We start from the raw sequence: 12,469 nt of genomic DNA, 5'->3' as shown, positions 1-12,469 counted from the left end.
GCTCGGTACAGGTGGCCGTGGCCGAGCCCCCCGCCGAACGCTGCGACGTGACCGTGGACGTGGTGGCGACCGTGCAGACCAACGGCCGTGCCGGCGCCCGGCCACCACCGCCCGAGGAGTGGGAGCCGGGCATCCCGGGTGGACCGGGCCGGGTGATCCCCTCGCCGGCCCGGTCCGGCTCCCGGGTGGACACCGCCCACCCGGGAGGACCGGTCATCCGGGCGGACGTCTCGACGCCCGCCCGGATGCGGTGGGTCAGCCGTTCGGGAACAGCTGGCCGTAGTCGGCGTACGCCATGGCGACGTCCGCCTGCGCCCAGAACCGGTGGTAGTTGAACGTGGGCTCCGGGCCGCCCTTCAGGTACGCCTCGACCTTGGGCCAGTCGGGGTCGTTCTTGTAGAAGGACCGGATGTCGAGGAAGCTCTTGCCCGGGGCGATGGCGTCACCGTTGGCCATCGTGCCGGTCCAGCCCGACGGGATGTAGAGGCCCTGACCGGTGCTGGCGTCGTAGACGTCGTCGAAGCGCCGGTAGTCGCCGCGCTTCTCCGGCATCGAGACACCCTTGGCGTCGCTGGCCCCGTGCAGCGCGTCCAGCAGACCCTTGGCGGTGTTCTTGGCCGCCACGTTGCCCGACTTGGCCGCGTACGCGATCAGCGTGCGGGCGTAGGCGGCGGCAACGCCGACGTCCTGGCCCTTGACGGTGACCTCGACGTGCAGGTTCGTGTTCGGCTGCGGACTGGTGGGGTTCCAGTTGTTCGGCTGGCCGGTCCACTTCATGTCCGACGGGATCGACCAGTTCGTCCCGACGGTGGTGTTGGCGATCGCCCACGGCACCCACTTGTCGAGCAGCGCCTTGGCCTTGGTGTTGCCGGTGACCAGGTACAGCTCGGCGATACGCTGCATCGACCAGGCCTGCATGCCGAACCACTGGTTCGACGGCGGGTCGTTGTAGACCGGGTCGACGTCGTAGTACATGCCGTAGAAGGTGGCGGTGCCGGCCGGCGGCTGGCCGTAGTGGCCGCCCCAGCTGTTGGTGGCGCCACCGGCGATGCCGCCCTCGGCGGACTGGAGCCAGGTGTAGAACTCCAGCTGCCGCTCGAAGCTCTTGGCCCAGTCCGCGTTCGCGGTCGGGGACTTCGGCTTCAGCTCGTTGACGTTGGTCAGCGCCCAGGCCGCGAACGGGTTCTGGTAGCCGAAGTGGTTGTGGCTGGAGCCGATCCGCCACGACCAGTTCTGGTTGGCCTCGTACGCACCGCCCCAGGCGTAGTACCAGGACATCAGGTAGTGCGCGGAGTCCTTACCGCTGCCGGCCGGGCAGGTGGAGGCCCCGACGCAGTTGCCGATCTTCTTGAAGTACTTGTCGAACATGGCGTACCGCAGGTAGTCGCCCATCTTGGCGGCCTTGGCCACGGTGGCCGCCACGTCGGCGGCCTTGCCCTGCTCCTTGGCCCAGGTCAGGGCCCAGTAGGCGGCCTGCACGGCACGGGCGTCGGCGTCCGGCGCGTTGGTGTACTTCCACTGCTTCGCCGGGGCGTTGGACTCCTTGACGAAGAGGTCGAGGTAGCCGTACTGACCGCCATGCTCGAAGGTGTCGCAGGACGGCTGCGGGACGGTCTCCCAGACCGACTCCTGGGTGCCGCGCTGGAAGGTGTTGATGTACGCCGGCTTGGTGGTGCCGTCGCCGCAGCGACCGTAGCCGTAGACGTTGTCCACGTCGAGCAGCCAGTGCATGCCGTAGATGTCACCGGTGCCGTAGGTGGACTGGAGTTCGCCGCGCAGCGGGTCCTGGCCGACCGGGACGTTCGCCTCCAGCTGCGACGGGTACTGGCTGGGCAGGTCGTGCTCGGCGGCGTACTGGGCGGTGCCCGGGGCGCCGGCGGTGGGCTGGTCGGCGTGCGACGGGATGATGTACTTCTCCATCACCGTCCAGGCGTTGTTGAACGGGGCCCAGTTCTGGGTGACCCGGCCGTAGTTGGCCTCCAGCCAGAGCCAGAAGCTGAACGCCTCGCTGGTGGTCTCGTGCCCGTGGTCGGGCGCCTCGACGATCAGCGTCTCGATGGAGTGGTACGGCACGCCCTCGGGGCTGAAGTACCCCGAGTTCTTGATCTTGCCGTACTGCTCGAGGAAGCGCGCCACCCAGGTGTTGTCGCCACCCGGGCTGTCGTTGTCGATCTCGGTCGCGGTGATCGCCAGCGGGGCGTAGCCGGTCGCCGAGGCGGTGATGGTGGCGGCGCCCCCGGCGGTGTCGGAGTCCTCCGCCGCGCTGACCGCGACGTTGACGCCGGTGCTCCAGTTGCTCGGGGTCAACGTCACCGAGGTCGGGGCGACGCTGATGTCGGTGTCCCCGGTGCGGGTGAGCGTCACCGGCACGTTCGCCGACGGCAGACCGCTGAGCTTGAGGTTGACCGAGGAACTGCCACCCTCGTTCACGCTCACCGAGGACGGGGTGGCGACCAGGATCGGGCCGCTGCCCGGGGAGACCGTGAACGCCTTCTCGGCGGTCGCGGTCAGGTTGGCGTTGTCGTAGGCCTTGGCCTGGACGGTGTAGCTGCCGACCGGCAGGTCCTCCAGGGTGTAGGCGTACGGGGCGGTGGTGTCGGTGTTCACCAGCAGGCCGTTGCGGTAGAACTCGACCTTGCTGATGGTGCCGTCCGGGTCACTGGCGGTCGCGGTCAACGGCACGTCGGCCGGGGCCTCGAACGGGCCGGCCGGCACGGACAGCGCCACCGTCGGCGGCTGCTGGGTGGTGCCACCACAGGTCACCCCGTTGATCGAGAACGAGGTGGGCTTCGTGTTGGTCCCGGTGTGGCTGCCGTTGAAGCCGATGCTGGTGGACCCGCCGGTCGGGATGCTGCCGTTGTACGCCTCGTTGACGGCGGTCACCTCGGTGCCGGACTGGCTCCACCGGGCCGACCAGCCCTGGACGAGCCGCTGGCCGGAGGGGAAGTTGAACTTCAGCGTCCAGCCGTTCATCGCGTCACCGAGGTTCTTGATGGTGACGTTGGCGGTGAAGCCGTTGCTCCAGTCGCTGGTCGCGTAGACCACGTCGCAGGCCGGGGCGGCCTGCGCGACGCCGGCCGGCAGGGCGACCCCGCCGATGGCCAGGGTGGTGGCGGCGAGCATCGCCGTACGGCGACGTCTGGCCAGTTGTCTCATGTGCGCGATGTCTCCTCGGACCAGGCCGGGGCCGGTGGGGCCCGCGGCGGGCGCCTCCACGCGACGGGTGCGCGGGGGGTGGGAGGCGCGGTGATGGGGGTCGGCCCGCCCGGACCGGGCTGCGGGGACGGCGAGCTGCTCGGCTCGACGTGCCCGTCGGGATGCCGTCCGGTCGACAGACCGGCTGCCCTCGGCTATCCGCACTCGCGCGTTCTGGCTCCGCGGTAGTCGCAGTCTGGCATGGGAGCGCTCCCGTAACAAGACCGGGAGTGAACGCGGGATGGCCGGCGGACATCGTCGCAGGTAGAAGCCCCGCAATGTTTCGATCTCATTTTGGGGCTTTCACAAACCGGTGACGGGCGTTACAGTCGCAGCATCATCGATGGGAGCGCTTCCATCGATGAGGATCACGCAATACTCGTCCACTCCGGACCGTTCTCCCGGGAACGGTCCGGCGCCAGCCCGGAAGGGCTGGCGGCGGGCCAGCCCGGACTCCGCCGCCAGCCGGATCCATCCACTGTGAAGGGAGGTGGAACCAGAGCCACTCGCGTGGCCCGGCTCCCGCGCGGCACGTACGACAGGACGCCCATTCCGCTCGTACGTGCACATGCACCAGATGTGGGGACGGGGGTTGCCCTCCCCGTCCCCACACACTAGACCCCCACCCACGTAGGGAAAAGAGGCCGACGGGACTGGCGCGCGCGCCGCCCGGACGGCCTCGTTCGCTGTCGGCGCCCGGATCCTCCCCGCACGACCGGCGACGCCGTGATCCCCACCCCGCCCCCGCCCGCCGCGACCAGCCCCGGAGCCCCCGGACCGCAGCGCGGCGGACTCACCCTGCCCTATGCTGGGAGCGCTCCCGGCCGCTCGGTGGCGGGGCCCGTATCCACGAGGAGAACGTCCTATGTCGATAGTCACGCAGCGCTGGTCACCCGGCGCCGCCCCCGCCGGTGCCGCTGCCGGAGCCGAGCTGACCGCGGCTCCGGTCGCCCCGGCGGCCACCGAGCCCGCCGGGGCGGCGCCCCCGGCGGACGCCGCCCCGGTCACCCCGCCCGCCGACCCGCACCTGACCCCGCACACCGCCGCCGAGGCCCGGCTCAACCTGGGCTTCCCGCCGGACTTCGGCTGGGGCGCGGCGACGTCGGCGTACCAGGTCGAGGGCGCGGCCAAGGACGACGGTCGGGGCGAGTCGATCTGGGACACCTTCAGCCGTGCCCCCGGTCGCACCCACGGCGGCGACACCGGCGACGTGGCCGCCGACCACTACCACCGGTACCCCGCCGACCTCGACCTGATGCGCGACATCGGGCTGCGCAGCTACCGTTTCTCCATCGCCTGGCCGCGCGTCCAGCCCGACGGCGCCGGTCCGGTCAACCAGCGCGGCCTGGACTTCTACCGCCGCCTGGTCGACGGCCTCCAGGAGCGCGGCATCGCCCCGATGGCCACCCTCTACCACTGGGACCTGCCGCAGGTCCTCCAGGACACCGGCGGCTGGGAGAACCGGGACACCGCCCACCGCTTCGCCGACTACGCGCGCGCGGTCTTCGACGCCCTCGGCGACCGGGTCCCCACCTGGCTGACCGTCAACGAGCCCAAGACCGTGGTCCAGAACGGCTACATCATCGGCCACCACGCGCCGGGCCGGCAGGACACCGACGCGGCGTACCTGGTGGCCCACCACCTCCAGCTCGCCCACGGGCTCGCCGTCCGGCAGCTGCGCGACACCGGCAGCGACAGCCGGATCGGCCCCGCGCTCAACCTGCACCCGTGCTACCCGGCCGACGACTCCGCCGCCACCGCCGCGGCGACCCGCCTCTACGACGGCTACGAGAACCGCCTCTACCTCGACCCGATCTTCACCGGCAGCTACCCGGCCGACGTCCTGGCCGACCTCGGCCCGGACAGCCGGCTCGTCCGGGGCATCCGCGACGGTGACCTGGAAGTCATCTCCAGCCCGGTGGACCTGCTGGCCGTCCAGTACTACACGCCGATCTACGTGACCGCGGCCGGCGGAACCGAGCGGCGCTGGCCCACCTCGGTGGCCGCCTGGCAGCAGATCTTCCCGGACGGGATGTACGACATCCTCACCCGGGTCACCCGGGACTACGGCCCGGTGCCGATCACCGTCACCGAGAACGGGCTGCCCACGCCCGACGCCCTCGCCGCCGACGACACCGTCGACGACGCCGGCCGGGTCTCGTTCCTCCGCGACCACCTCGCCGCCGTCCACCGGGCCATCGCCGCCGGGGTGCCGCTGGAGAGCTACCACGTGTGGTCGCTGATGGACAACTTCGAGTGGGAGCAGGGGTACGCCCAGCGCTGGGGCCTCATCTACGTCGACTACCCCACCCAGCGGCGCGTCCTCAAGCGCAGCGCCCACTGGTACCGCCAGGTGATCGCCGACAACGCGATCTGAACGCGTGCCGTGGGGACGGGCCCGGCGGAGACAGACGACGGGCCCGTCGCGGCGTACCGCCGCCCACGACCGCCGGGCCGGCGTACGGCACGAACACCGACGCCGGCCCACCACCGGTCAGCGCGGCAGCGCCTGCTGCAACTCCGCCCGCAGCGCCGGTGTCAGCATCTCCCCGGCCTGCTTGGCCAGCCGGGCCATCTCGTACCCGACCACGCCGATGTCCGCGTCCCCCGCCGCCAGGGTGGCCAGGATCGAGCCGTCGCGGATCTGCATCACGAGGAAGTAGCCCCGCCCCATCTCCACCACCGTCTGCTTGACGATGTCGCCGTCGAACATCTGCGCCGCCCCGGCCGCGATGCTCATCAGCCCGGAGGTCACCGCGGCCAGCTTGTCGGCGTGGTCCCGGGGCAGGTGGTCGGAGATCGCCACCAGCAGCCCGTCGGAGGAGACCACGATCGCGTGCGCGACACCCGGCACCCGCTCGGTGAACGCGCTGACCAGCCAGCTCAGGTCCCGTGCCTCTTGACTGAGCGTCATCAATGTTGCTCCCCTTCGCTGCGTACCCCGGCCGGGGGCACCGGAAGCTCCCGGGTGCCGTCCGGCATGGTGATCTCCCTGGTGTCGTCCTCGGCCTCGGCCCGGCGCACCCCGCTGTAGAGCCGGGACAGCATGCCGCCGACCGCCTCCGGGTCCGGTTCGTGCCGCGGTGGCGGGGCGGCCGGCTGCGCCGACCGGGTCACCGCGGCGAGCTGCGCCATCGGCACCCGCACCGGCAGGCCGCGCGCGTTGACCCCACCGGTCACCGGGGTCGCCGGCGGCGCGGGCGTGCCCACCCCCGACGTGGTCGCCGGCAGGCCCTTCCGCGACCACCAGCTGCTCGGCTCCGGCGCCGCCGTTGCGGTCGCCGGGGCGAGGACGTCCTCGGCCCGGATCGGCACCGGCCGTGGCCCGGTCGGCTGGCCCGGCCGCCGTCCCGCGACCGGCAGGTCGCCCCGCTCCGCGTCGTTCCGCCCGGGGTCGCCCCGCTCCGCGTCGCCCCGCTCCGCGTCGTGCCGCCCGGCTTCGCCCCGCCCGGCGTCGTTCCGGCGCGCGTCGGCCGGGGTCGCGCCGGGCCGGCGGAGCATCGCGGCCCCGCCCGCCGCGTTGGCCACCGCAGCGGTCAGCATCCGCCGGGACGCCGGCGCGTGCAGGTCCCGCTCCGGTGCCGGCGCCAGCAGCACCGCCGGCAGCATCACCCGGGCCACCAGCCCCTCCCGCCCGCCACCGCAGAGTCGGACGTCGATGTCGTGCCGGGCCGCGAGGTGCCCCACCACGAACAGCCCCATCCGCTCCGACGCCGCCACGTCGGCCGGCGGTGGGCTGGCCAGCAGCCGGTTCGTCTGCTCCAGCACCGACGGGCTCATGCCCAGGCCCTCGTCGGCGATCTCGATGACCGCGCCGCCGGCCACCGCGCGGGCGGTCACCCGCACCACCGTGTCCGGCCGGGAGAACGCGGTGGCGTTCTCCAGCAGCTCGGCCAGCAGGTGCACCAGCTCCCCCACGACGTGCCCGACCACGTACAGGTCGGCCACGGACTCGTGCCGCAACCGCTGGTACTGCTCGATCTCGGCACCGGCGGCGAGCAGCACCGAGCCGAGCCCGACCGGCCGGTTCCACCGGCGGCGGGTCTCCGAGCCGGAGAGCACCAGCAGGCTCTCGTCGTTACGGCGCATCCGGGCGGCCAGGTGGTCCAGCTTGAACAGGTTGTCCAGCTGGTCCGGGTCGCTCTCCTCCCGTTCCAGCTCGTCCAGCAGCTCCAGCTGCCGCTCGACCAGCACCTGGCTGCGCCGGGCCAGGTTGACGAACATGGCGTTGACGTTGCGGCGCATCGTCGCCTGTTCCATCGCGACGCTGACCGCGCTGCGGTGCACCGCCACGAACGCCTCGGCCAACTCGCCGATCTCGTCGAGCGAGCGGACCACCGCCGGGGAGACGTCGATCTCGGGAACCCCACCGGTGACCGTCCGTAGGCGCTCCAGCGCCTCGGGGAGTTCGAGCTGGGCGATCCGCAACGCCTGACCGCGCAACAGCCGCATCGACCGGGCGATCGACCGGCCGATCAGAACGGAGATCAGCAGCGCCACCAGCAGCACCGCGACGATGCCGCCGAGCACCAGCAGGGTCTGCCGCAGCTGCGCGCCACGCGCCTCGTCCGCCTGGGTCACCGCGTCCTCCAGCACCCCCGCCTCGACCTGCCGCAGCAGCTCGTGCCGTTGCTCGCTGGCCGCCCACCACTGGGTCGCCGGCAGGAGGGCCGGATCGGCGCCCCCCACCGGCAGGCTCTGCTCCTCCAGCCGGGTCGCCGACACGAACGCCGGATCGAGGGACGTCTGGTCGTACCGGCGGATCTGGTCGGCGGTCGCCGCCACCCGGAAGGCGCCCAGCGCGGTGAGCTGCTGGGCGCGCAGGTCGGTCAGGAGGACCTGGTCCTCCGCGCCGTACCGGCCGGCGCGTCCGGCGACGTAGAGCTGGGCCCGGATCCGGGAGGAGAGTTCCTTGACCCGGGCGAGCTGCACGTACCGCAGCACCGCGTCGCTGAGCGCGGGGGCGTCCTCGCCCGGCGACGGCTCGGCCAGCAGGTTGAGCAGCTCGTCGATGAGCCGGTGGTAGTTGCCCAGGATCGTCGCGCTGCTGAGCACCCCCGGGGCGATCGCCGAACGGATGTAGACGACCTGCTCGTAGGCCTCCAGGGTCTCCGAGTACGTCACCCGCCACGCCGCGTCGGAGTCCGCCAACGGTTCGGCCGCCCGCCGCAGTCGCTGCATCGACGCGTCCGTCGCGGCCTGCAACGGCTTCAACGTCGCCACCGGGTCGCCGCGCACCGCCTCCGCCCCGGTCACCCGCATCGCGGCCAGTTCACCGGCGGAACGGTCCCGCTCCTGCTGGAGCTGGTGCACCACGTCGATGATTTCCCGACCGATCGTCACCTGCTCGGCGAACCCGTTGAGCACCCCGGCCTGGCCGACCAGGCCCCGGGTCTGGACCCCCGCCAGCACGAGGAACGCCACCGACGGGATGATCAGGACGGCGGCGAGTTTGGTCCGCATCCGCCAGTCCCGCAGGCGGAACGGGGATCGACGCCGGTGCGGTACCACCCGGACGTCGAGTCGGCGTCGGCGGTGGTGCGACACCCCGCTCTGCGCCGGGACCGGCCCCGTCCCCACACACGCCTCCTAGGTGCCTCGCGTCCGCCGCGAGCCGGGGAGCGGAGTCCATCCAACCAGGCCAGAACGTACTGTCAACGGTCCAGCCACACGACGGACTCAGGGGTGTGATCCTCCTGCCGGCCCCGGTGAGCGCCGATCATCCGTCCGGCCGATGACCGTCGGGTCGGCCGGATCCGCCAACCGGCCGAGGGCGACCAGGGCAGCGCCCGTCGCACCGATCTCCGGGTTCGTCTCGTGCCCCACCCGACGGGGAGCGAGCGCGGCGGCGAAAGCCCGCCGCCACCAGGCCGACGCGGTCACCGCCCCACCACCGAGCACCACCTCCACCCGGTCGTGCACAGTGGACTCGATCTCGGCCAGGTCCCGGGCGACCTGGGCGCAGACCCCGACCATCAGCCCGGCCAGGATCTCCACCGCCGTGGTGGAGAAGGACAGCCGGTGCAGCGTCCCCGTGCCGGCCGGAGCGAGGCCGGGCGGCCGGTCACCGCCGAACCGGGGGTCGGCCGGTACGCCACCGTCGAGTGGCAGCCGGTCCAGCGCGGCGTCCAGCTCCGCCCCCTCCGGCAGCCGCAGCTCCCGCTTCGCCCAGGCGAACAGGTTGCCACCGGAGGAGTACGCGGCACCGGTCACCACGTGGTCGTGGTCGACCCGGTAGCGCCACAGCTGTTCGGGCAGGGACGGCAGCGGTGCGCCCACGGGCGCCCGCTGGACCAGCCGTACCGCCGCGGACGTCCCGACCGTGACCGCCGCCCGGGTCGGGTCGACGCAGCCCGATCCGACGTTGGACGCCGCGCCGTCCCCGGTCGGCGCACTCCACGCCGCCCCGGCCAGCCCCGGCCAGCGTCGCGCGAACTCCGGCAGCAGCCGCCCCGACCAACCGGCCGGGGCGAGCGCCGGCAGCTCCCCGGGCCGCACGCCGGCCAGCTCGCACGCCTCGGCGTCCCAGTCGAGATCGCGCAGGTCGAGCAGACCCGTGCCGGACGCCTGCGACACGGACATCGGCACCTCGCCGAGCAGTGCGCCGAGGACGTACTCGGACAGCCCGACGAACCGGGCCGCCGACGTCCGCTCCCGCAGCCAGGGCAGGCGCACCGTCCAGTAGCAGCGGTGCCACCAGGTGCCGGTGCGCTGGTGGAAGGCGGCGGGGTGGGTCGGCCCCGATCGACCCACGGACGGCTTCGGGCGGGTGTCCAGCCAGGTCAGCACCGGCCCGAGCGGCTCACCGGCGACGTCCAGCGGCAGCACCGAGTGCCACTGCGCGGAGATCGCGACCAGGCTGACGTCGCGCAGGTGCCCGGCGGCCTGCAACTCGTCCAGGCACTCCACCAGGCAGGCCAGGTAGCCGGGGCCGTCCAGCGTGCCCGCGCCGTCGTCGTCGACCGCGAGGCGCATCCGGCGTCGGGCCAGCCCGCCGGGCAGCGGGACGGCCCGCTCGTCGAGCACGAGCCCGCGCACCGACGAGGTGCCCAGGTCCAGAGCGAGAATGTTCATCGCGGGTCACCGTACCCAACCCGGCACCCGCGGAAGCCCGTACCGGACGTCCTGCCCCCTCGGTCGGGTGTGCCCCGCCGGGACGACCGGAGCCTTCCCCCGCCGCCGGCCCGGCGCGTAGGCTGACCGACGTGACCGCGCACCCGACTTCCTGGTGGCCCGCCGACCCGGCGGTCCCCCAGCGCGGATAACTTCCCCCTGGCCGCCCCCGAGGCGGCCACCGGTGCTCCCACCGGCCCCGGGCGCCCACGGCGGCCTCCGGCCCGAGGAGACACCCACCGATGACCGACCTCACCGCCCTGACCGCCGTCGTGGCCGCCGGCGGCGATCCCGGTCCGTTCGCGCTGCTGCGCCGCGCGGACGGCGACCACCTGGAGCTGTTCACCGGCACCGTACGACCGGTCGGGCGGCTCGCCGACATTCCCCTGCCCGACGGTGGCCCCGGCCCCCGCACCCTCGCCCTGGTGCCGTACCGGCAGGTCACCGAGCGGGGCTTCGCCTGCGTCGACGACGACACCCCGTTGGAGTGCCTGGAGATCACCGGACAGCGACGCAGCAGCCTGGCCGAGGCGCTGCGCGCCCTGCCGGACGCCCCGGTGGTCACCGCCGGGGCGGCGTTCGACCTCGACGACGAGGAGTACGCCGCGATCGTCGAGCGGGTGCTGCGCGAGGAGATCGGACGCGGCGAGGGGGCGAACTTCGTCGTCCACCGCACCCTGCGGGCCCGGGTACAGGGGCCACCCCTGGCGGCGGCGCTGGCCGCGCTGCGCCGGCTGCTGGTGGCCGAGCGGGGCGCGTACTGGACCTTCCTGGTGCACACCGGCACCCGGATCCTGGTCGGCGCCACTCCGGAACGGCACGTCAGCGTCGACGACGGGCTGGTGATGATGAACCCGATCAGCGGCACCTTCCGGTACACCGGCGGGGTCGCCGACCGGGCGGCGCTGCTGCGGTTCCTCGCCGACGACAAGGAGGTCGAGGAGCTGTACATGGTGCTCGACGAGGAACTGAAGATGATGGCCACCGTCGCCGACCAGGGCGGCCAGGTCGTCGGGCCGTACCTGAAGGAGATGACGCACCTCGCGCACACCGAGTACCTGCTCGCCGGACGGGGCACCCGGGACGTCCGCGAGGTGCTGCGGGAGACCATGTTCGCGCCGACCGTCACCGGCAGCCCGATCGAGAACGCCTGTCGGGTCATCGCCCGGCACGAACGCACCGGCCGGCGCTACTACGCCGGCGTGCTGGCGCTGCTCGGTCAGGACGCCGCGGGGCGGCAGACGCTGGACGCGCCGATCCTCATCCGCACCGCCGAGTTCACCCCGGACGGTGAGCTGCGGGTGCCGGTCGGGGCGACGCTGGTGCGGCACTCCACCGCCGAGGGTGAGGTGGCCGAGACGCACGCCAAGGCCGCCGGGGTGCTCGCCGCGCTCGGCCTGCGCCCGGACGCCCCGACGCCCGGCCCGGAGCCGGTGACCCGTCTCGCCGACGACCCCGACGTCCGGGCCGCGCTGGCCGCCCGGAACGACCGGCTGGCCCGCTTCTGGCTCGACCAGCGGGCCCCGGCTGCCGCCCCGCCCCGCCACCGGGCGTTGATCGTCGACGGCGAGGACACCTTCACCGGCATGCTCGCCCACCAGCTCACCGCCCTCGGCCTCGCCGTCGAGCTGCGCCCCTGGCACCGGCCCGGCCCGGTCGACGGCCACGATCTCGTGGTGGTGGGCCCCGGCCCCGGTGACCCGCGCGCCGACGCCGAGAAGATGGTGGCGCTGCGGACCACGCTGCGGACCCTGCTGGACGCCGGCCGGCCGACCCTGGCGGTCTGCCTGGGCCACCAGCTCCTGTGCGGCCTGCTGGGGCTCCGGTTGCACCGCCGGGAGGCGCCCTACCAGGGCCTCCAGCGGGAGGTGGGGTTCTTCGGGACCGTGGCCCGGGTCGGGTTCTACTCGACCTTCACCGCGCTGGCCGACACCGACCGGCTGGACAGCGCGTACGGGCCGGTGGAGGTGGCCCGCGACGGGGCGGACGGGGCGGTGCACGCGGTGCGCGGCCCGGGTCTGGCCGGGGTGCAGTTCCACCCGGAGTCGGTGCTCAGCACCGACGGCATGGCGGTGCTGGCCGACCTGCTCGGGCACCTGCTGCCGGCGGCGGCGCATATGTCGCCGCGACGGGGGTAGGGCAGCACCCGACCGGTGGTTCC

Annotated in this window: 6 protein-coding genes; 2 read left to right on the top strand and 4 right to left on the bottom strand. The window is 73.3% G+C overall.

Features of this window, described 5'->3' with window-relative positions; genetic code table 11:
* Positions 1-255 precede the first annotated feature (255 nt).
* A complete protein-coding gene (locus AB0F58_RS23675; RefSeq protein ID WP_357146790.1) occupies positions 256-3,147 on the bottom strand; it encodes a glycoside hydrolase family 48 protein in 2,892 nt (963 codons plus the stop codon).
* A gap of 913 nt (positions 3,148-4,060) precedes the next feature.
* Here AB0F58_RS23675 and AB0F58_RS23670 point away from each other — a divergent pair.
* Positions 4,061-5,572 carry a GH1 family beta-glucosidase gene (locus tag AB0F58_RS23670; protein WP_357146748.1) on the top strand — a complete coding sequence of 504 codons (1,512 nt, stop codon included), beginning with the start codon at positions 4,061-4,063 and terminating at the stop codon, positions 5,570-5,572.
* A 117-nt stretch (positions 5,573-5,689) separates the two neighbouring features.
* On the opposite strand, the gene AB0F58_RS23665 is transcribed toward AB0F58_RS23670, so the two are convergent.
* The 3 genes from AB0F58_RS23665 to AB0F58_RS23655 all read right to left on the bottom strand — a co-directional run bounded on the left by AB0F58_RS23665 (position 5,690) and on the right by AB0F58_RS23655 (position 10,269).
* Positions 5,690-6,109 (bottom strand): roadblock/LC7 domain-containing protein, encoded by a 420-nt coding sequence (locus AB0F58_RS23665; RefSeq protein WP_285786475.1) that lies wholly within the window; start codon positions 6,107-6,109, stop codon positions 5,690-5,692.
* On the bottom strand, positions 6,109-8,658 hold the full coding sequence (locus AB0F58_RS23660; RefSeq protein ID WP_357146744.1) for a nitrate- and nitrite sensing domain-containing protein: 2,550 nt from the start codon (positions 8,656-8,658) through the stop codon (positions 6,109-6,111). Before AB0F58_RS23660 ends, AB0F58_RS23665 begins: the two co-directional genes overlap by 1 nt.
* Before the next feature lie 216 nt (positions 8,659-8,874).
* Entirely contained in the window at positions 8,875-10,269 is a 1,395-nt protein-coding gene (locus AB0F58_RS23655) for an FGGY family carbohydrate kinase (RefSeq protein WP_357146742.1), read from the bottom strand.
* 281 nt (positions 10,270-10,550) lie between these two features.
* Here AB0F58_RS23655 and AB0F58_RS23650 point away from each other — a divergent pair, with 281 nt between their 5' ends.
* Entirely contained in the window at positions 10,551-12,446 is a 1,896-nt protein-coding gene (locus AB0F58_RS23650; protein WP_357146740.1) for a chorismate-binding protein, read from the top strand.
* Positions 12,447-12,469 lie beyond the last annotated feature (23 nt).

The sequence above is a fragment of the Micromonospora sp. NPDC023956 genome (genome assembly GCF_040639195.1).
GTDB lineage: Bacteria > Actinomycetota > Actinomycetes > Mycobacteriales > Micromonosporaceae > Micromonospora.
Note: the sequence above shows the minus strand (reverse complement) of the source record. Positions and strands in the feature narration are given on the sequence as shown.